This is a genomic window from Variovorax sp. efr-133-TYG-130 (genome assembly GCF_030208835.1).
GTDB lineage: Bacteria > Pseudomonadota > Gammaproteobacteria > Burkholderiales > Burkholderiaceae_C > Variovorax.
In genome coordinates this window covers 180,356-199,062 of sequence record NZ_JARVTD010000027.1, presented here as the reverse complement: position 1 = coordinate 199,062, position 18,707 = coordinate 180,356, and the positions used below count along the sequence as shown (strand labels likewise).

At 70.6% G+C, this 18,707-nt stretch carries 18 protein-coding genes and 1 other RNA gene; 6 read left to right on the top strand and 13 right to left on the bottom strand.

Annotated features, from left to right (window positions below; translation table 11 throughout):
• The first annotated feature begins 113 nt into the window (after nucleotides 1-113).
• Nucleotides 114-659, top strand: coding sequence for a hypothetical protein (locus QRN67_RS21975; RefSeq protein ID WP_285413593.1), 546 nt, complete (start codon nucleotides 114-116; stop codon nucleotides 657-659).
• On the opposite strand, the gene QRN67_RS21970 is transcribed toward QRN67_RS21975, so the two are convergent.
• The 7 genes from QRN67_RS21970 to rnpB form a co-directional block, all read right to left on the bottom strand.
• A complete protein-coding gene (locus QRN67_RS21970) occupies nucleotides 649-1,896 on the bottom strand; it encodes a multidrug effflux MFS transporter (protein WP_285413591.1) in 1,248 nt (415 codons plus the stop codon). The two genes, QRN67_RS21975 and QRN67_RS21970, sit on opposite strands and share 11 nt — an antisense overlap.
• Entirely contained in the window at nucleotides 1,893-3,341 is a 1,449-nt protein-coding gene (locus QRN67_RS21965) for an efflux transporter outer membrane subunit (protein ID WP_285413589.1), read from the bottom strand. Before QRN67_RS21965 ends, QRN67_RS21970 begins: the two co-directional genes overlap by 4 nt.
• A complete protein-coding gene (locus QRN67_RS21960) occupies nucleotides 3,338-4,279 on the bottom strand; it encodes an efflux RND transporter periplasmic adaptor subunit (RefSeq protein WP_285413588.1) in 942 nt (313 codons plus the stop codon). The genes QRN67_RS21965 and QRN67_RS21960 overlap by 4 nt, the downstream gene beginning before the upstream one ends.
• Before the next feature lie 14 nt (nucleotides 4,280-4,293).
• Nucleotides 4,294-4,500, bottom strand: coding sequence for a DUF1656 domain-containing protein (locus tag QRN67_RS21955; RefSeq protein WP_081271386.1), 207 nt, complete (start codon nucleotides 4,498-4,500; stop codon nucleotides 4,294-4,296).
• Complete coding sequence (locus QRN67_RS21950) at nucleotides 4,497-6,638, bottom strand: FUSC family protein (RefSeq protein WP_285413587.1); 2,142 nt, start codon at nucleotides 6,636-6,638, stop codon at nucleotides 4,497-4,499. The genes QRN67_RS21955 and QRN67_RS21950 overlap by 4 nt, the downstream gene beginning before the upstream one ends.
• Nucleotides 6,639-6,641: 3 nt before the next feature.
• A complete protein-coding gene (locus tag QRN67_RS21945; protein ID WP_081271388.1) occupies nucleotides 6,642-7,112 on the bottom strand; it encodes a MarR family winged helix-turn-helix transcriptional regulator in 471 nt (156 codons plus the stop codon).
• A 199-nt stretch (nucleotides 7,113-7,311) separates the two neighbouring features.
• Nucleotides 7,312-7,640: RNase P RNA component class A (gene rnpB, locus QRN67_RS21940), an RNA gene on the bottom strand.
• A 97-nt stretch (nucleotides 7,641-7,737) separates the two neighbouring features.
• Here rnpB and cysK point away from each other — a divergent pair.
• The 5 genes from cysK (at nucleotide 7,738) to QRN67_RS21915 (ending at nucleotide 12,606) form a co-directional block, all read left to right on the top strand.
• Nucleotides 7,738-8,658 carry a cysteine synthase A gene (gene cysK / locus QRN67_RS21935; protein WP_285413585.1) on the top strand — a complete coding sequence of 307 codons (921 nt, stop codon included), beginning with the start codon at nucleotides 7,738-7,740 and terminating at the stop codon, nucleotides 8,656-8,658.
• 75 nt (nucleotides 8,659-8,733) lie between these two features.
• Nucleotides 8,734-10,380 carry an NAD(P)/FAD-dependent oxidoreductase gene (locus QRN67_RS21930; protein WP_285413583.1) on the top strand — a complete coding sequence of 549 codons (1,647 nt, stop codon included), beginning with the start codon at nucleotides 8,734-8,736 and terminating at the stop codon, nucleotides 10,378-10,380.
• Nucleotides 10,380-10,937: a VUT family protein gene (locus QRN67_RS21925; protein ID WP_503010938.1), complete on the top strand. Its 558-nt coding sequence runs from the start codon at nucleotides 10,380-10,382 to the stop codon at nucleotides 10,935-10,937. The genes QRN67_RS21930 and QRN67_RS21925 overlap by 1 nt, the downstream gene beginning before the upstream one ends.
• Nucleotides 10,938-10,945: 8 nt before the next feature.
• Nucleotides 10,946-11,569 (top strand): flavin reductase family protein, encoded by a 624-nt coding sequence (locus tag QRN67_RS21920; protein WP_285413581.1) that lies wholly within the window; start codon nucleotides 10,946-10,948, stop codon nucleotides 11,567-11,569.
• A gap of 50 nt (nucleotides 11,570-11,619) precedes the next feature.
• Nucleotides 11,620-12,606: a ProQ/FinO family protein gene (locus QRN67_RS21915; protein ID WP_285413579.1), complete on the top strand. Its 987-nt coding sequence runs from the start codon at nucleotides 11,620-11,622 to the stop codon at nucleotides 12,604-12,606.
• 60 nt (nucleotides 12,607-12,666) lie between these two features.
• On the opposite strand, the gene htpX is transcribed toward QRN67_RS21915, so the two are convergent.
• From htpX to QRN67_RS21885, 6 genes are all read right to left on the bottom strand, one after another.
• Nucleotides 12,667-13,542 carry a protease HtpX gene (htpX, locus tag QRN67_RS21910; protein ID WP_081271393.1) on the bottom strand — a complete coding sequence of 292 codons (876 nt, stop codon included), beginning with the start codon at nucleotides 13,540-13,542 and terminating at the stop codon, nucleotides 12,667-12,669.
• Nucleotides 13,543-13,645: 103 nt separating this feature from the next.
• Nucleotides 13,646-14,410: a DUF3025 domain-containing protein gene (locus tag QRN67_RS21905; RefSeq protein WP_285413577.1), complete on the bottom strand. Its 765-nt coding sequence runs from the start codon at nucleotides 14,408-14,410 to the stop codon at nucleotides 13,646-13,648.
• The gene (locus QRN67_RS21900) at nucleotides 14,407-15,207 is read right to left on the bottom strand and encodes an NYN domain-containing protein (protein ID WP_285413575.1); all 801 of its coding nucleotides are present in this window, start codon (nucleotides 15,205-15,207) and stop codon (nucleotides 14,407-14,409) included. Before QRN67_RS21900 ends, QRN67_RS21905 begins: the two co-directional genes overlap by 4 nt.
• Nucleotides 15,204-16,235 carry a dihydroorotase gene (gene pyrC, locus QRN67_RS21895; RefSeq protein WP_081271396.1) on the bottom strand — a complete coding sequence of 344 codons (1,032 nt, stop codon included), beginning with the start codon at nucleotides 16,233-16,235 and terminating at the stop codon, nucleotides 15,204-15,206. Before pyrC ends, QRN67_RS21900 begins: the two co-directional genes overlap by 4 nt.
• Nucleotides 16,236-16,321: 86 nt before the next feature.
• Nucleotides 16,322-17,056 carry a papain-like cysteine protease family protein gene (locus QRN67_RS21890; protein ID WP_285413573.1) on the bottom strand — a complete coding sequence of 245 codons (735 nt, stop codon included), beginning with the start codon at nucleotides 17,054-17,056 and terminating at the stop codon, nucleotides 16,322-16,324.
• Nucleotides 17,057-17,193: 137 nt separating this feature from the next.
• On the bottom strand, nucleotides 17,194-18,702 hold the full coding sequence (locus QRN67_RS21885; RefSeq protein WP_285413572.1) for a UdgX family uracil-DNA binding protein: 1,509 nt from the start codon (nucleotides 18,700-18,702) through the stop codon (nucleotides 17,194-17,196).
• Nucleotides 18,703-18,707 lie beyond the last annotated feature (5 nt).

Sequence of the window (18,707 nt, the reverse complement as noted above, 5' to 3'; positions counted from 1 at the left end):
ACGAGACAAAGACGATCGAACGGAAGAGGACGACCCCCGACGATGCACCGCATGTTCGCGGCCTGCAATTTTCAGCCTGCGGCCTTGAAGCGCCGCCGACAGGAGACTCAGCCATGAAGTTCGGATCACCGAGCGCCGCCCTTGCCCTCACCTTGCCGCTGGCACTGGTGACGGGCTGCAGTTACTTCTCCCCCGCCCCGCCGCCCGCGCCGGCGGCCCCGCCACCGCCGCCCGTGATCTCGAAGGACGGCCTCGCGCCCATCACCGGCGAACAGGTCGAGCGCATCCGCGAGGCCATCGGCGGCAAGGCGCCGAGCCCCGCCGTCGGCAAGGTGGTGCGCAGCGCGTCGCCGACCATCGAGTCCTTCGTGCGGACCGAGGGCTGCATCACCGCGCACAACGGCGCGGTGCTCAACCCATTTGCCGCGCCGGGCCGCCTGTTCGAAGGCAACGGCTTCCAGGGCGGCCCGATGACGGAGATGCAGTTCCACGACAAGACCTCCTGCGTGACGGTCAAGCGCATCCAGAACTGGAAGATGGTGTCGCCGAAGCTGCTGCGCTTCGAGGTGGTCTACGTGGGCGACGACGGCGAGGAACACGCCGTGAAACGGCACGAGCTGATGCGCCAGCCCAAGGGCGGCTGGCTCTTCACGCGCTGAACGTCTCGGCGGCGGCGGCGGCGGCAGCGGCATCGGCGCGCCGCTGCGCGCGCAGCGCCACCGCAAACGACAGCTGCGCCACGATGCCCGCGCCCGCCAGCACGACGGCCGATGCCAGCGCGGGGTTGCGGTGGCCCATGCCCGCGAGCGCGGTGCACAGCGCGCCCACGGCCATCTGCGTGAAGCCGTAGAGGCCCGAGGCCGAGCCGATGACCTGCGGGTTCACGCTGATCGCCTGCGTGAGCGCGGCCGGCGACGCCATGCCGACGCCCACCGTGAACATGAACATGGAAGCGACGATGAGCGGCACCGACAGATGGCCGCTCAACGCCGCGCCGAGCAGCACGAAGGCCGCGGCCACGCTCAGCGCGTTGGAGCGGATCATGAGCCGGTCGACCCGCACGCGCGAGATCAGGCGGCTGGTGAGAAAGCTGCCGAGCCACACGCCCGACACCAGGATGGCGAGGTAGATGCCCGCCTCGTGCGCGGGCCGGTGCAACTGGTCCACGAAGATGAAGGGCGCCGAGGCGATGAAGGCGTACATCGACGTGGTGGCGCAGCCGCCGCCCACCGAAAAGCCCAGGAACGCGGGCGAGCGCAGCAGCTTGCCGTAGTTGCGCGCGAGGTCTCGCGCACTCACCGCAGAGCCGGGCGCACCCGTCTCCGGCAGCATGCGCCAGGTGAAGAGAAAGCCCACCACGCCCAGGCCGAAGAGCGCATGGAAGATCGATCGCCAGCCCAGCGCGGTGGCCAGCGCGCCGCCGATCAGCGGTGCCAGGCTGGGGCCGATGGTGACCATGAGGTTCATCAGCGCGAGCCGGCGCGTGGCCTCCTGCGGCCCGGCGGTGTCGCGCACGATGCTGCGGCCCAGCACCAGGCCTGCGCAGCCGCCCATGGCCTGGAACAGCCGCGCGGCGATGAGCGAATGCACCTCGGGCGCGAGCGCGGCGGCCAGGCCCGATACACAGTAGATGCCGAGCCCCCACAGCAGCACCGGCCGCCTGCCGAAGCGGTCGGCCAGCGGGCCGTACACCAGCTGCCCCACCGCGAGGCCGAAGATGTAGAGGCTCACCGTCATCTGCATGGCGCCGACGCTGGCGCCCAGGCTCGCCGCGGCGATCGGAAGCGCGGGCACGAAGATGTGCATGGCCAGCGTGCCGCTGAAGGTCACCAGCGCGAGCAGCCACAGCGGCGCGTGCGCCCGGTGCTGCGGCTCGGGTGACGCGGCGGCGGTCATTGCTTCGCGGTCGCGGTGTCGGGCTCCCAGCCGCCGCCCAGCGCCATGAACAGCACCACCTGGTCGTCGGAAAGCTGCGCCTCGCTGGCCGCGAGCGCGGCTTCGCTGGCGGCCAGCGAGCGCTCGGCGTCGAGCGAATCGAGGTAGCCGGTGCGGCCGTTCTGGTAGAGCTGGCGCGCCTGCGCGGCGACCTTGGCGCTTTCGTCGCGCGAGGCCTGCAGCGCGGCGCGGCGGTCGAGTTCGCGGGCGTAGGTGGCCAGCGCGGTCTCGGTCTCGCGCAGCGCGGTGAGCACGGTGCCGTCGAACCTGGCGAGCGCGGCGCGCGTGCCGGCCTCGGCCTGCGCGATGTGCGACTGCACGACGCCGGTGTTGGGCACCGTCCACGAGATCAGCGGGCCCAGGCTCCAGGCGAAGGTGTCCTTGCGGCCGAAGCCGTCGGCATGGCCGACGGAGGAGCCCGAGAGCCCCAGCGTGATCTTCGGATAGAGGTCGGCCGTGGCCACGCCGATGCGCGCGGTCGATGCGGCGAGGCTGCGCTCGGCCTGGCGGATGTCGGGGCGGCGGCGCAGCAGCGCGGCGCCGTCGCCTACCGGCAGCACGCCGGCCACGCGCGGCGGCACGGTGCAGTCGGCCACCTCGCGCGGAAAGTCCTGCGGCAGCGCGCCGGTGAGCGTGGCAAGGCGGTAGAGCGCGCCCTGGCGCTCGGCCTTCAGCGGCGGCAGCGCGGCGTTGAGCTGCTGCAGCTGCGAACGCGCGCGGCCCGCGTCGATGGCGCCGGCGCGGCCGGCGCGCTGCAGGCGATCGGTGACGTTCACCGCGTCCTGCTGCAGCGACACCGACTTCTGCGCGATCTGCAGGCGCAGGCCGGTCGAGCAGGCTTCGGCATAGGCGCGCGCGGTACCGGCCGCGACGTTCACGCGCACCAGGTCGAGCGCGGCTTCGGCCGCCTGCGTGCCGGCCTGCGAGGCCTCGATGGCGCGGCGGATCTGGCCGAACAGGTCGACCTGGTAGGACAGCGAAGCGCCCGCGCTGTAGTTGAAGGTGTTCGGCGGCTCGTAGCCCTTCTGCAGCAGCGACAGGCCCGACACGTGGCCGTAGGAAGGCCCGCCGTTCACGCCGATGCTGGGGTACCTGGCGCCGGCCACTTCGTCTTCGATGGCGCGTTCACGCTCGAGGTTGGCCACGGCCTGGCGCAGGTCGGTGTTGTGCGCGAGCGCCTGCTCTACCAGCTTGTCGAGCAGCGGGTCGTGGTACAGGCGCCACCAGTGCGGCGGCAGCGGCGCGGCGTCGGCCGGTGCCTCGGCGAAGGGCTTGCCGGCGGCGCTCTGGCTGGCCAGCGCCTCGGGCGGCTGGTGGTAGTCGGGGCCGACCGCCGCGCAGGCCGCGAGCCCGGCGGCGACGGCCAGCGATGCGAGGCGGAATGCGAAGCTGGTCATGTCGTTCATCCCTTGTGCTGCGGCGCGGTGGCCGGTGCGGCTGCGTTGTGCGCCGGCTTGTTCTCCAGCACCTGCACCGTGACGGTCTGGCCCGCGACGAGGCGCGCGCCCTGCGGCAGCGGATCGAGCTTGATGCGCACCGGAATGCGCTGCGCGAGCCGCACCCAGTTGAAGGTCGGGTTCACGCTGGGCAGCAGGTTGGCGCTGGTGGAGCGGTCGTGGTCGGCAATGCCGGCGGCCACGCTGTCGACCGCGCCTTCGAGCACCGCGCCGCCGCCCATGGGCGTGACGCGCACGCGGTCGCCGAGGTGGATGCGCGGCAGCTTGGTTTCCTCGAAATAGCCTTCGACGTAGAACGACTGCGCATCGACCAGCGCGAGCACCGGGCGGCCCGCCGCGGCGTAGCTGCCCTGGCGCAGGTCGAGGTTGGTGACGAGGCCGCCGGTGGGCGCGCGCACTTCGGCGCGCTGCAGGTTGAGCTTGGCCGAATCGAGCGCCACCTCGGCCTGCGCGACGGCGGCCTGCATCTGCTCGACGCGCGAGCGGGTCTGCTCGCGCGACTCCTTCGAGATCAGGTCGTCGAGGCCGACGTTGCGCGCGTTCTCGCGCTGCACCTGCGCGCTCATGGCGCGCTGCGCGGCAAGCGCGGCCTGCGCCTGGCGCACGGCGAGGTCGTAGCGCGCGCGGTCCACCTCGAACAGCAGCGTGCCGGCGGCCACCGGTTGGTTGTCGCGGATCGGCACCGATGTGACGAGGCCCGACACGTCGGGCGCGATCTGCACGACGTTGGCGCGCACGCGGCCGTCGCGGGTCCACGGCGCAAGCTCGTAGTGGTCCCACAGTCGCAGGCCGGCCCAGACGGCGGCGGCCACCACCAGCACGGTGAAGAGAACGCGCCGCAGGCGCGGGGCCCAGGGGTTGTCGGAGGAAGAACGTACGGCTTTCATTGGAATCTCGTTTCTTATTGGAAGCAGGAGGAGACGCGGCTCAGCGCGTAGAGCAGCAGCAGGTACAGCGCCATGTCGAACAGCGCCGGGTGCCACACCCAGCGGTAGGCGCCGGTGGCGGCCAGCAGGCGGCGCACCGCCCACAGCGCCAGCAGCGCGCCGAGGGCCAGCACCATGATCCAGGGCAGGTACAGGCCGTAGAAACTTGCTTCGCCGATCATGCGGAAGCTCCTTGAATGGGTGCGCCGGCCAGCACGGGCGGCGCGTCGGGGAACAGGTTGCGGCGCAGGCCGACCAGCGCGGTGACGGCAGAGCGCGAAGCGGCGGGCGCACCGGATGCCGGCGCATCGGGCACGGCGTCGAGCACCGCGTTGAGCGCTTCGTCGATCTGCGGCAGCAGGTCGGCCGGACGCGGGTTCATGCGGCCTTCGCCGCGCTGGCGGAAGAAGCGCGCGATGCCGCCCAGCAGCGCGGCCGAGGTGCTCATCGGCAGTTGCGCGCGCACGCGCTGCAGCACCGCGATGTCGGCGCCCATGCGCAGGTCGCGCAGCGCGTCGTTGGCGGCCACGCCTTCGACGGTGCCGCCGGCCTGCGCGATGCGCGGCGCCAGCAGGCCGATGCGGTCGAGCATGCGCACGGCATAGGCGTCGCTCTGCGCGTACTGCGGCTGCGAAGACGCGGCCATGTCGCCCAGTTCGCGCCAGGTGGCGCGCTGGATGCGCCGCGCGCTCCAGTCGGCGCCTACCGAACGCACCAGCCGCGTGACGCGCGCCGCGACCACCACGCCGACGATCTGGCCGATCATGCTGTTGATGAAGCTCACGAGGTCGGAGCTGGCGGTGTCGTGCAGCGCGAGCGTGCCGCACACGCCGAAGATCAGCGCCATCGCGGCCATGAAATGCGTGGGGCGCGGCAGGTACAGGCCCAGCAGCAGAAAGAGCGGCGCGCAGATCAGCACCAGCATGCCGAAGTCCTGCACCAGCGGCATGAGCACCAGCACGTAGAGCGCCGAGATCGGAACGGACCACAGCGTCCACTTCAGGAAGCCGTGGATGGCTGGCACCGGGTCGTCCATGGTGGCGAAGAAGCAGCAGAAGACGGCGGCCATCATGGTCGCGGCCGAGCCCATGGGCCAGCCGGTGAGGATCCAGAACGCGCCGCACAGGCAGATGGCGATGACGGCGGCCAGCGCCGACAGCAGCGCCATGCCGTAGTCGCGGTGCAGCACGCGGCTGCCGAGCGCCGCGGTGCGGCGCAGCGGCGCGGCGCCCTTCAGGCCATCGTCGATGTCCTGGCGCAATTGCGCGCAGGCGGTCCAGCCGTCGACGAGTTCTTCGAGCCGCCCCGCGAGTCCGATGCGCAGCGCGCGGCCCCAGGAAGTCTGCTGCTGCGCGTTCGCGGGCGTGGCGCTCAGCGTGTCGAGGGCGCGGCGCAGGGCCTGCAGGCGCCCGGCGCGGGTTGCCGCATCGGCGGCGGGTTCGGCTTCTTCGCGCAGCCATTCGGCGGCCTGCGCGAGCACGGCGGTCACGTCGGGAGCGAGCCGGCCTTCGGCCTGCACCAGCGCCTGCAGCCGGTCTTCGACCGCGGACAGCGCGGGCGTGAGCGCGGCGACGCGGTCCTGCATCGCGCGGATGGCGCCGGCCGTCCAGCGCAGGTGCGTGGTGTCGAAGGGCACGTGGGTGGAGAGCAGGCGCAGCTGCGTGATGTCGCCGGCGAGGCGGCGGCGGTCGTCGTCCAGGCGCTTCGGGTCGCCGCCGTTGCCGCCATTGCCGCCGCTGCGCGCGGCGGGCTGCAGCAGGTCGCCCAGCCACTTGCGCGCGTCGAGCAGCGTGCGGTCGAGCAGGCCCAGCACGGTCGGCGCGAGCCCCGCCGGCAGCACCAGGCTGTGGACCAGCGTGGCGCAGAAGATGCCGAGGCCGATTTCCTCGACGCGCGCCACGGCGGTGTCGAACAGCGCGAGCGGCGTCTGCACGGAAGGAAAGCCGATGAGCGCGGCCGTGTAGCCCGCGAGCATGAACACGTATGAGCGCGGCGTGCGGTCGAACAGCGAGATGCACAGGCACAGCCCGACCCACAGCGCGAGCACCAGCGTCAGCAGTTCGGGCGCGTTGGACAGCGCGGGCACCAGCAGCACCGTGGCGGTGCTGCCGATGAGCGTGCCGCAGAAGCGGTACACCGCCTTGGAGCGCACCGCGCCGGCCAGCGGATGGGCGACGACATAGGTGGTCATGAGCGCCCAGAACGGGCGCGGCAGGCCGGCGCGGCTGGCGAGGTACATCGCCAGCATGGCGGCGACGAAGCTCTTGGCGGAAAAGAGAATCTCCGCGCGGCTGAAGCGCGGCAGGCTGAACGCGGACATCGACTACCTGCGCCCTTCCTGCGATGGCTGCTGTTGCTGCGGCGGCAGGCTCTGCACGGCGCGAACGCCCATTCGCTCTTCGAGCACCGAGAACACGCGCAGGCAGGCGGCAACGTCCTCGTCGGGCACGCCGTCGAACAGCGACACCCGCATCAGCGCCAGCGCCGCCTCGATGGGCTCGCAGACGGCCTTGCCGGCTTCGGTGAGATGCAGCGTCTTGGCGCGGCGGTCGGCCGGGTCTTCGCGGCGTTCGACGAGGCCGGCTTCCACCAGCTGGTCGACCGAGCGCACCAGCGACGGCCCTTCGATGCCCAGCGCCTCGGCCAGCACGCCCTGGCGCACTTCGCCGTTCATGCGCCCGAGCATCACGATCGGGTAGGCCAGCGTCTGCGACACGCCGACGTGCGCCACCGCCTTGTCGGCCGCGGCGCGGTAGCCGCGCTGCAGCACCGCGAGCGACGTGCCGAGGCGCATCAGCGATTGTTCGCGCGTCGGTTCAAGCGCCTGTTCAGGCGCTGTTCGGGGGGTGGTCGGGTTGGTCACGATAGCCGGCTATTAATTAGCATGCTATCGATTGTACGGGTAACTACCAATCCCTGCTGGCGGCAAGGCTTACGCCCGCCCTGGCCAGGGCCGAGGGCGCGAGAACGCGAAAAACGGGAAGGAAAGAAAAGTGTGAAGCTCGCCGATAAGCCGGATTCTGTGCACCGGAGGCCTCTTGCGAAACCTCCGGCGTGACCGCCATTACTCTGGGCCGTTTGTCGCCAAACGGCTCGATGCCACCTACCCGCCAGCTCAGCGGAACCACCTCGATACTGGCCTACTTGGTGTTGCTGCGCGCAGAGATTGCCCGTTTCACCCGAACTCAATCGGCTCGTCTCTGTTGCTCTGATCCTCACCTCACGGTGGAGAGTCGTTAACTCCTGCGCTGTCCTGTGCAGTCCGGACGTTCCTCCAGTGCGGCCTTTCGGCACTTGCACCAGCGGCGGTCTGGCGTGCTTCACGGGGTGGATTATCGCTTGTGCCCGAGCGTGCCTTCGGGCTGGTCTCACAATGCGCGCTGTCCGTCCGACAAACGCATCGATCCAAGGAGATTCCCATGAAGGCCCAGAACATCCTCCAGACCATCGGCAACACGCCGCACGTGCGCATCAACCGCCTGTTCGGCAATGCCAGGCAGCAGGTGTGGATCAAGTCCGAGCGCGCCAACCCCGGCGGCTCCATCAAGGACCGCATCGCGCTCGCGATGGTCGAAGACGCCGAGAAGAGCGGCGCGCTCAAGCCCGGCGGCACCATCGTCGAGCCCACATCGGGCAACACCGGCATCGGGCTGGCCATGGTGGCGGCCGTCAAGGGCTACAAGCTGATCCTGGTGATGCCCGACAGCATGTCCGTCGAACGCCGCCGCCTGATGCTGGCCTACGGCGCCACCTTCGACCTGACGCCGCGCGCCAACGGCATGAAGGGCTCCATCGCCCGCGCCGAGGAAATCGTGGCCGGCACGCCCGGCGCGTGGATGCCGCAGCAGTTCAACAACCCCGCCAACGTCGACGTGCACGTGCGCACCACGGCCGAGGAGATCGCGGCCGATTTTCCTGACGGCATCGACGTGATCATCACCGGCGTGGGCACGGGCGGCCACATCACCGGCGTGGCGAAGGTGCTGAAGAAGAAGTGGCCGAAGCTGCAGGTGTTCGCGGTGGAGCCGGTGGCCTCGCCTGTCATTTCGGGCGGCGCGCCGGCGCCGCACCCCATCCAGGGCATCGGCGCGGGCTTCATCCCGAAGAACCTCGACACCTCGCTGCTCGACGGCGTGCTGCAGGTCGACGCCGAACCGGCGCGCGAAATGGCTCGCCGCTGCGCGCAGGAGGAAGGCATCCTGGTCGGCATCTCATCGGGCGCCACGCTCGCGGCCATCGCGCAGAAACTGCCCTCGCTGCCCGCCGATGCGGTGGTGCTGGGCTTCAACTACGACACGGGCGAGAGGTACTTGTCGGTCGAAGGCTTCCTGCCCGCCTGACCCGCTATCCCTTTCATAGCGCCCCGGGCGCTTAAAATGCGCGGCCTGCTTGATAACCACAAGCCCCACGCCGCCATGCTGAGAATCTCCGAACTCAACCTCCCGCTCGACCACGCGCCCGACGCGCTGGCCGCACTGATCGCCAAGACGCTCGACATTCCGCTCGACGCGATCGCCTCCCACAACGTCTACAAGCGCAGCTTCGACGCGCGCAAGGCCGAACTGCTCACGGTCTACATCTGCGACGTGCAGCTGGCAGACGCGAAGCTCGAAGCCGGGCTGCTCGCCAAGCACGCGGGCCATCCGCATATCCAAAAAGCGCCCGACATGCGCTACACGCCGCCTGCCAATGCCCCCGAGGGCACGTCGCGGCCGGTGGTCATCGGCTTCGGCCCCTGCGGCATCTTCGCGGCGCTGATGCTCGCGAAGATGGGCTTCAGGCCCATCGTGCTCGAACGCGGCAAGACCGTGCGCCAGCGCACCCGCGACACCTGGGGCCTGTGGCGCAAGAGCGTGCTCAACCCGGAGTCGAACGTGCAGTTCGGCGAAGGCGGCGCCGGCACCTTCTCGGACGGCAAGCTCTACAGCCAGATCAAGGATCCGCGCTTCCTCGGCCGCAAGGTGATGGAAGAGTTCGTGAAGGCCGGCGCGCCGCCGGAAATTCTCTACGTCGCGCATCCGCACATCGGCACCTTCAAGCTGGTGAAGGTGGTGGAGAACATCCGCGAGCAGATCGTGGCGCTCGGCGGCGAGATCCGCTTCGAGCAGCGCGTGACCGACGTGCGCATCGAGGACGGCCACCTGCGCGGCCTCACCGTGCTCGACCAGACCACGGGCACCAGCAGCGAACTGCGCGCCGACCACGTCGTGATGGCGCTGGGCCACAGCTCGCGCGACACCTTCGAGATGCTGCACAAGCGCGGCGTGCACATCGAGGCCAAGCCGTTTTCCATCGGCTTCCGCGTGGAGCATCCGCAGGGCCTGATCGACCGCGCGCGCTGGGGCCGCCACGCAGGCCACCCGCTGCTGGGCGCGGCCGACTACAAGCTGGTGCACCACGCGAGCAACGGCCGCTCGGTCTACAGCTTCTGCATGTGCCCCGGCGGCACCGTGGTCGCGGCCACCAGCGAGCCGGGCCGCGTGGTCACCAACGGCATGAGCCAGTATTCGCGCAACGAGCGCAACGCCAATGCGGGCATCGTGGTGGGCATCGACCCCCGCGACTATCCCGGAGACGCGCTGGCCGGCATCGCGCTGCAACGCGAGCTGGAGAGCAATGCCTTCGTGCTCGGCGGCGGCGACTACCGCGCGCCCGGCCAGCTGGTGGGCGACTTCATCGCGGGCAAGCCTTCCACGGCACTGGGCAGCGTGATCCCTTCGTACAAGCCGGGCGTCACGCCGACCGACCTGCACAAGGCGCTGCCCGCCTACGCCATCGAGGCGATGCGCGAGGCCTTTCCCGCCTTCGGCCGCAAGATCAAGGGCTTCGACACGCACGACGCGGTGCTCACCGGCGTGGAAACGCGCACGTCCTCGCCCATCAAGATCACGCGCGGCGACGACTTCCAGAGCCTGAACGTGCGCGGCCTCTACCCCGCCGGCGAAGGCGCGAGCTACGCGGGCGGCATCCTGTCGGCCGGCGTGGACGGCATCAAGGTGGCCGAGGCCGTGGCGCACAGCGTGCTGGCCGAAGCCGAACGCGAACGCACCGCCAGCGTCTGATGCCGTCCATGCACTTCGAACGCCCCACCTTCGGCCAACTGACCGCGGCCACGCTGGCCATGGCCGCGGTGGTGCTGGCCTCCAACATCCTGGTGCAGTTCGCCATCAACGACTGGCTGACCTGGGGCGCCTTCACCTATCCGGTGGCCTACCTCGTGAGCGACCTGGTCAACCGGCGCTTCGGTCCCGGCATGGCGCGGCGCGTGGCGTGGGTGGGCTTTGCGGTTGCCGTGGGCGTGTCGCTGCTGCTCGCGCCGGTGCGCATCGCGGCGGCCTCGGGGCTGGCCTTCATCGCCTCGCAGCTGCTCGACATCGGCGTGTTCGACCGGCTCCGGCGCGGCCTCTGGTGGCGCGCGCCGCTGGTGGCCACGGTGATCGCCGCGGTGCTCGACAGCGTCGTGTTCTGGGGCATCGCCTTCGCGGGCACCGACGGCCCCTGGCTCACCTGGGCGCTCGGCGACCTGGCGGTGAAGCTGGGCGTCGGCGTGCTCATGCTGCTGCCGTTCCGGCTGCTGATCGGCCGGCAGGCCGCGCGGGCATCGGCCCTGAGCCACTGAGGACATCGATGGTGAACGACGACTTCCACTTCTACGAACCCGCCAAGGGCCACGGCCTGCCGCACGATCCGTTCAACGCGATGGTCGGGCCGCGCCCCATCGGCTGGATCTCGTCGCAGGACGAGCACGGCGTGCTCAACCTCGCGCCCTACAGTTTCTTCAACGCCTTCAACTACACGCCGCCCATCGTCGGCTTCGCGAGCATCGGCGCCAAGGACAGCCTGCACAACATCCGCCAGACGCGGGAGTTCGGCTGGAACCTGGCCACGCGCCCGCTGGCCGAGCAGATGAACCGTTCCTGCGCGGCCGTGCCACCCGAGGTGAACGAGTTCGAGCTGGCCGGCCTGCAGACCGCCGCCTCGCGGACCATCGCCGTGCCGCGCGTGGCCGAAAGCCCCGTGTCCTTCGAATGCCGGCTCACGCAGATCCTGCAGCTCGAAGGCGTGGACGGCGTGCCGGTGCAGACCTGGCTGGTCCTTGGCGAAGTGGTGGGCGTGCACATCGCGCGCCGCCTGCTGAAGGACGGCATCTACGACACCGCCGCGGCGCAGCCCATCCTGCGCGGCGGCGGGCCGGCCGACTATTTCGAAGTCGGCCCCGACAATCTCTTCAGGATGTTCCGGCCGCGCTGAACGCGCACCGCCGGCATTCTTTTTTCCATTTCATTCCACCGCGCCCCCGCATGACCGACGCTTCCACCGCCACCCCGAAGACGAACGCACGCCCTCCCCGGCGCCAGCAACTGGACATGGCCGACCAGCTGAAGCAGCTGAAGGCCGGAGCAGACACGGACACCGGCACCGACGAGGCGCCCGCTCAACAGCAACCTCAGCAGCAGCAGCGCCAGGACGCGCGCCCGCCCCGGCAGAAGAACGGCGGCGGCCGCAACAACCAGCGGCGCCCCCAGCAGCCCCGCCAGGAGCAGCAACAGAAGGCGCAGGCGCCGCAGCAGCAACAGCCGCAGCGCGCCCCGCGCAAGGTCAACCCGGTGCTGGAACGCCTGTTCGAGCTGTATCCGCAACTCTTCGGCGCGCGCTTCGTGCCGCTGAAGCTCGGCGTCTACGAAGAATTGCTGGCCCGCCACCCCGAGGACTTCAAGGCCGAAGACCTGAAGATCGCAATGGGCCAGCACGCGCGTTCCACCCGCTACCTCGAGGCCGTGGCCGCCGGCCTGGCCCGCCACGACCTCGACGGCAACGCGCTCGATCCGGTCGCGCCCGAGCATGTGCACCACGCCATCCTCGAGCTGCACCGCCGCCGCCAGCAGCGAAACCCGGGCGGCGAAGACCTGCGCCCGCAACTGGTGGCGCGCATCGCCAAGGCCATCGAAGCCTCAGGCCTCGACCGCGAGGCCTATGCGGTGCTGGTGCGTTCGCGCGACCAGAACAACAACGCCGTGGTCGACGAAGCCCTGGCAGAACTCGCACAGCAGGCCGCCAAGCGCGAAGCGCTGCTGCGCGCCTTCGAGGCCAGCGGCCGCACCGAGCAGGAGTTCGCCGACATGTACGGCATGAAGCACGGCGAGGTGACGCGCACGCTGCAACGCGTGCGCAACGACCAGAAGGCGGCGCAGGCGGCTGCGGAAGCTGCTGCTGCAGCAGCAGCCGCGGCACCCGCGGAACCCGCCGCGGAGGAGCCTGCCGCCGCCCCGGCCCCCGCCAGCGACTGACCGGGCGCGCCAAAAAAAACGCCACCCGGAGGTGGCGCTACAAAACAGTAATGGCGGGTTTCAGCGCTGCGCGTTCTGCAGCGCGGCAATGCGCTCTTCGATCGGCGGGTGCGTGGCAAACAGCTTGCCCATGCTGCCGGTGATGCCCATGGCTTCCACGGCCTTCGGCAGTTCGCCGGCCGGCAGGCCGCCCAGGCGCGCGAGCGCGTTGATCATCGGCTGCTTCTGGCCCATGAGCGCGGCGGCGCCGGCGTCTGCACGGAACTCGCGGTGGCGCGAGAACCAGGCCACCACCATCGCGGCGGCAAAGCCCAGCACGATGTCGAGCACGATGGTGCTCACGTAGTAGCCGATGCCGGGGCCCGAGCTGCGGTCGTCGCCGCGGCGCAGGAAGCTGTCGACCGCATAGCCGATCACGCGCGACAGGAACACGACGAAGGTGTTCATCACGCCCTGGATGAGCGTCATGGTGACCATGTCGCCGTTGGCGATGTGCGCCACCTCGTGGCCGATGACCGCCTCGACCTCTTCGCGCGTCATGTTCTGCAGCAGGCCGGTGGACACCGCCACCAGCGACGAGTTCTTGAACGCGCCGGTGGCGAAGGCATTGGGCTCGCCTTCGAAGATGCCGACCTCGGGCATGCCGATGCCGGCCTTGTCGGCGAACTTGCGCACCGTGCCGACGATCCAGGCCTCGTCGGGCGTCTGGGGGTTGTCGATCATGTGCAGGCCGCTGGTCCACTTGGCCATGGGCTTGCTGATGAGCAGCGAGATGATCGCGCCGCCGAAACCCATCACCAGCGCAAAGCCGAGCAGCGCCGTGAGGTTGAGCCCGTTGGCCGTGAGGAAGCGATTGACGCCGAGCAGGCTGGCGACCACGCCGAGCACCGCGACGACCATCACATTGGTCAGGACGAACAGAAGGATACGTTTCAAGTTGAATTCTCCGTGGGGAACGCTTCCATCCAGATAAGGGCCGCGGGGCTCACTTCAACCCGTGCGCTGCATGGAGGTGGCAACCATGATAGGAGCAAAAGTTCTAGCGCCCGTGTATTCCCCGCTCCGGCAAAGGCCTGAAAACCTGCGGGTCGTCATAGAAAGACGCGGCCTCGTTGCCGGGCCACCAGCCGGGCACGCCGAGCAACGGCAGCGGCACGAAGGGCTTGCGCTCCAGACGCGCCGGGTCGAGCGCCTGCGCCATGCGCGCGTCGTCGAAGGCCACGGCGCCCGCCGCCGCCTCGTGCGCCAGCAGCACGTGCGCGGTGATCGGCTTGCGCGGCGCGGCGAGCTTTTCGAGCAGCGCATGGCCGAACACCAGCAGCCGCGCCTGCGCCCACCACTCGCGCCGCTCGACGAACAGCGTGTGCCAGTCGCGCGCGACCAGCGCCTGCCACAGCGCAGGCGGCGCGTCGAGCACGGCGCCGTTCTCGTCGAACAGCGTGAGCGCATCGCGCAAGGGGCCGCGCACCGCCGCGACGCCGTGGCGCGCGATCTCGCCCGCCTGCAGCTCGTTGAGCCGGCGCTTGGCCAGCGGAAACGCAAGCCAGACGAGCCCGTTGAAGAAGTCGTGCAGGTTGTCGCGCGTGGGCACCGTGCGGGTCTGGAAGATGTGGGCCTCGTAGGCCTGGCCGGCGGGCAGCGCGTGCTGCTGCACGAAGTCGGGCACGGGTGCGTGGGCCGGCCGGGCGCCCCGCAGCGCTTCGGCGACCGAGCCGTGCATGGAGGCGGCCTGCGCCACGGCTCGGCCATGGGTGCGGTAGGGCGCGAGCCAGGGCTGCGCCCAGTCGACCGCCGGCAGGGTCAAGACGCGGGCGCGTCCGTCCAGCGGATGCGGTCGGGGTGCTGCATCACCGCGAATTCCGCCGTGAGCTTGTCGAACAGCTTGAGCGAGCTGCCGTGCTTGCCCAGCAGGCCCGCGGCGCGCAAAGCCTGCGCCACGTCGTTGAGCGGCACGTCCTTGCCGCTGCGCAGCGCGGGCACGGCCTGCAGGATGAACTCGGCCGCCTCGGAGGTCTGCGGTTGCGGCGCAGGTGCGGGCTTGGCCGCCTTGGTGCTGCTCTTGCGGGCCGCCGTCTTGGTGGCGGCCTTCTTCGCAGCCGTTTTCTTGGCGGCTGGCGCTGTCTTGGCAGCGGCCGTCTTCTTCGCGGTGGCGGTGCGGGCGGCGGGCTTCGCGCTGGCGTGGTGCTCGAGGTCCATGAACGCGTCGTAGATGCCGACCGTCTCCTCGCCCGTCTTGCCCCGCTGGCCGATGCCGCAGACGCGGCAGCCCTTTTCGCGCAGCCGGATCACCAGCGGCGCGAAGTCGGAGTCGGAAGACACCAGCACCACCACGTCGGGCCGCTCGTCGATGACGAGGTCGATGGCATCGACCGCGAGCGCGATGTCGGTGCTGTTCTTGCCGGTCGAGAGATTGACCATCGGCCGCACCGACAGCCGCTTGAACATCGCCTGCCGGTTGACGGCCATCTCGGCGTTGCAATAGGCGCGGCGCACGTGGATGGCGCCGTATTCGTCCATGGTGCGCTGCACGGCCTGCTCGATCACGTCGGCCGAGACGTTGTCGGCGTCGATCAGCAGCATCACGCGCGGTGTGGGCGTCATGCCAGCTTCCAGTTGAGCGTTTCGCCGCCGCGCAGCGGCTTGAGCGTGGCGTCGCCATAGGGCACGGTCTCCGGCACGGTCCAGCTTTCGCGCTTGAGCGTGACGGTGTCGGCGTGGCGCGGCAGGTCGTAGAAGTCGGGGCCGTTGAAGCTGGCGAAGGCTTCGAGCTTGTCGAGCGCGCCCGCGTTGTCGAAGGCCTCCGCGTACAGCTCGATGGCGGTGAGCGCGGTGTAGCAGCCGGCGCAGCCGAGTGCGTGTTCCTTCAGGTGGGCCGGGTGCGGCGCGCTGTCGGTGCCCAGGAAGAAGCGGTCGCTGCCGCTGGTGGCGGCCTCCACCAGCGCCACGCGGTGCGTCTCGCGCTTGAGCACGGGCAGGCAGTAGTAATGCGGGCGGATGCCGCCGGTGAAGATGGCGTTGCGGTTGTAGAGCAGGTGATGCGCCGTGATGGTGGCTGCCGTGAAGGGCCCGGCGTCGCGCACGTAGTGGGCGCCTTCCTTGGTGGTCAGGTGTTCGAACACCACCTTGAGCTCGGGGAAGTCGCGGCGCAGCGGGATCATCACGCGGTCGACGAACACAGCTTCGCGGTCGAACAGGTCGATGGCGGGGTCGGTCACTTCGCCGTGCACCAGCAGCAGCAGGCCGTGCTTCTGCATGGCCTCGAGCGTCTTGTAGGTGTGGCGGATGTCGGTCACGCCGGCATCGCTGTTGGTGGTGGCGCCGGCCGGGTACAGCTTGAGCGCGCGCACGCCGGCTTCGGCGGCCAGCGCAATTTCTTCGGGCGGCAGCTTGTCGGTCAGGTAGAGCGACATCACGGGCTCGAAGGCCACGCCCTGGGGCACGGCGGCGCGGATGCGGTCGCGGTACGCCACGGCCTGCGCGGCGGTGGTCACGGGGGGGCGGAGGTTCGGCATGATCAGCGCGCGGCCGAACTGGCGCGCGCTGTGGGGAACGACGGCTTCGAGGGCGGCGCCGTCGCGCACGTGCAGGTGCCAGTCGTCGGGGCGGGTGATCGTGAGGGTGTCTGTCATGGCGGGGCGATTGTCGCATCGCCCCCTGGAAGGCAAGGAGGCGGCGAACCCGCCGAACGGTTCGCGGGAACTCCGCAAATCTCTTTCTACTTGTGGAACACCCGGCAGGTGCGCGAGGCGGCGCCCTGCAGCCACTTGACGAAATTGACCGATGTGCGCGCGCCCTTGTGCGGCGGCCAGGGATCGAGGATGCGCAGCGTGGTGCCCCGCCCGCTCGGGTCGTCGTCGCCGCGGATGCCGGCGATGACGACCATGTGCCCCGGCCGGCCGGCGCCGGCCGCATAGCCGCCGCGGTTGGTACCCCACAGCATGTCGAACATGAGCGGGCCGTCCTGCAGCGCCGCGCGCAGCGCCTTCAGCGACCATACCGACGGCGGGTGCACCTCCAGGCCGTGCGCGGCGGCCACGCGCTGGCCGACTTTCATTTGCGCGTCGTGCGTGTCGACGCTCTCCTGCAGCCCGCCGTCGGCCGCGACCAGTTCGGCCGGGGTGCGCGCGAGCACTGCCTGCACGGTGGAGCGCGTCATCATCGCGACGCCGGCGGCCCAGCACAGCGCGGCGGCCGGGGGCGGGATCAGCGCGACGGGATGAAGGATGGGCGCGTCGCGCTCGCCGTCGAACGCGACGTTCTGGGTGCAGGGGCCGGCCTCGCCGTCTTCCACCAGCCAGTGCGCGGCCTGCAGGCGCAGCACGGCCGCGCGGGTGAGCGGGCCGAAGTCGCCGTCGGTGGCGAGCCGCGGGCTGGGCTGCAGCTTGCGGTTCAGCGCTTCCTGCAGGCGGCGGACGTCGGCTCCTCGCCAACCCTGTTTGAGCGTGGTCATCGGCATGCTTTCCTTCACCCCTCGGTGGAATCGCGGACTTTGGAATACGGGCGTCGGAATTGTCAAAACCGCGGCCGCGGGCGTCTACTCGCCGTATGGCGTAGTCGGCGGCGCCCGATCAGGGCGCCTGCCTGCTACTAAAGTACGCGCGCCGGAGCCGATTGGATTTCGCCGCTGTCGCCTTGGAGACTCTGGGGACTCTCGAACGCACCCGCCAGGTCGGCCAGCCAGCGGTCGTAGGCGGTGGCGCGCTCGGCGTCGGGCAGGCGCAGCAGCGCGGACGGATGCAGCGTGACGAACACGGGCCGGCCATCGGCGCGCTCGTGCAGCCACGCGCCGCGCTCGGCCTGCACCGCCACCGGCCGGCCGAGCAGGGCGCGCGCGGCGGTCGCGCCCAGCGCCACGAGCGCCTGCGGACGCACCAGCGCGATTTCGCTGTCGAGCCAGTGCGCGCAGGCTTCGGCCTCCCGCTGGCCCGCCGTCTTGTGGATGCGGCGCTTGCCGCGCAGCTCGTACTTGAAATGCTTCACGGCATTGGCCAGGTACACCGTGTCGCGCGGCCGGCCCAGTTGCGCCATCGCGCGGTCGAGCAGCTGGCCGGCAGGCCCGACGAAGGGCCGCCCGGCCAGGTCTTCCTGGTCTCCGGGCTGCTCGCCGACCAGCATGCGCTGCGCGCCCACGGGCCCTTCGCCGCACACGGCCTGCGTGGCGAGCGCGCCGATGGGACAGTCGCGGCATGCATGCGTGGCCGCGCGCAGTTCGTCGAGGCTGGCGGGCGCCGCGCGGTCGGCCGGCAGCGGGTGCAGCGGCACCGGGGCGCGGATGCGGCGCGCGGGCGTGGCCGGCGCATCGATCATCGACTGGCTGCGCGCCTGCGCCGCTTCTGCCAGCGGCTGGATCAGCGCGGCCTCGGGCAGGTTGTGCCAGTAGCGGGCCGGCATCTCGCGGCGCATCATCGCGAGCTTCAGGCGCGCGGGGTTGAAGATGTTCTCGTAATAGACCAGCCAGAGCTGCTCGCCGGCATCGGGCGGCGGCTTCTCGCGCCGGTCGGCGCCTTCGCGGAAAGTGAGCGCCTGCCCGTCCCACGCCACGCAGCGCTCGGGCGTGAGGATGGCCCAGTTCATCTGCGCGAAGCGGCGCGCGAAGAAGGGCGCGTTGGCTTCCACGATGCGGTGGTCGGGCTCGAACCATGCCACGTGGCGCTCGCCCTGCTCGCCTTCCACGCGCGTGAAGCGCACGAAGGCGCGCATCTTGTGGATGTCGCGGTGCACGGCCTTGGCCATCTGCCGGGCCTGCAGCATGTCGGGGTCGAGCGGGTCGTGGCGCAGGGCCGGTTCGTGCACCAGGCGCCAGAGCAGCCGGTACAGGAGCGCCAGGCGGCCCGCGTCGCGATGCAGGATCACGTCGGCGCACAGCGCGATGAACGACGCGGGCACCGGCTGGCGCGCGGCGCCGGCGGGCGGCGGCGATGGCGCAGGTTCGAACAGGCCGCCGGCGGGCGCATCCGCGAACAGGTCGGAACCGCCTTCGCCCTGCGTGCCGTCGCTCCATTCGACGTGGTCCGGCGGCACGCCATTCGCCAGCAACCGGCGCGCCTCGCGGCGGAAGGCGTCGAGGTCGACCGGATTCCCTAGCCGTACGCGCATGGCGG

Coding starts and splice junctions, on each gene's coding strand:
- QRN67_RS21965 (WP_285413589.1), bottom strand. CDS start 3,341: ATGAACGACATGACCAGCTTCGCATTCCGCCTCGCATCGCTGGCCGTC.
- QRN67_RS21950 (WP_285413587.1), bottom strand. CDS start 6,638: ATGTCCGCGTTCAGCCTGCCGCGCTTCAGCCGCGCGGAGATTCTCTTT.
- QRN67_RS21945 (WP_081271388.1), bottom strand. CDS start 7,112: ATGCGCCTCGGCACGTCGCTCGCGGTGCTGCAGCGCGGCTACCGCGCC.
- cysK (WP_285413585.1), top strand. CDS start 7,738: ATGAAGGCCCAGAACATCCTCCAGACCATCGGCAACACGCCGCACGTG.
- QRN67_RS21915 (WP_285413579.1), top strand. CDS start 11,620: ATGACCGACGCTTCCACCGCCACCCCGAAGACGAACGCACGCCCTCCC.
- QRN67_RS21920 (WP_285413581.1), top strand. CDS start 10,946: ATGGTGAACGACGACTTCCACTTCTACGAACCCGCCAAGGGCCACGGC.
- QRN67_RS21890 (WP_285413573.1), bottom strand. CDS start 17,056: ATGACCACGCTCAAACAGGGTTGGCGAGGAGCCGACGTCCGCCGCCTG.
- pyrC (WP_081271396.1), bottom strand. CDS start 16,235: ATGACAGACACCCTCACGATCACCCGCCCCGACGACTGGCACCTGCAC.
- QRN67_RS21975 (WP_285413593.1), top strand. CDS start 114: ATGAAGTTCGGATCACCGAGCGCCGCCCTTGCCCTCACCTTGCCGCTG.
- QRN67_RS21955 (WP_081271386.1), bottom strand. CDS start 4,500: ATGATCGGCGAAGCAAGTTTCTACGGCCTGTACCTGCCCTGGATCATG.
- QRN67_RS21960 (WP_285413588.1), bottom strand. CDS start 4,279: ATGAAAGCCGTACGTTCTTCCTCCGACAACCCCTGGGCCCCGCGCCTG.
- QRN67_RS21885 (WP_285413572.1), bottom strand. CDS start 18,702: ATGCGCGTACGGCTAGGGAATCCGGTCGACCTCGACGCCTTCCGCCGC.
- QRN67_RS21925 (WP_503010938.1), top strand. CDS start 10,380: ATGCCGTCCATGCACTTCGAACGCCCCACCTTCGGCCAACTGACCGCG.
- QRN67_RS21900 (WP_285413575.1), bottom strand. CDS start 15,207: ATGACGCCCACACCGCGCGTGATGCTGCTGATCGACGCCGACAACGTC.
- QRN67_RS21970 (WP_285413591.1), bottom strand. CDS start 1,896: ATGACCGCCGCCGCGTCACCCGAGCCGCAGCACCGGGCGCACGCGCCG.
- QRN67_RS21930 (WP_285413583.1), top strand. CDS start 8,734: ATGCTGAGAATCTCCGAACTCAACCTCCCGCTCGACCACGCGCCCGAC.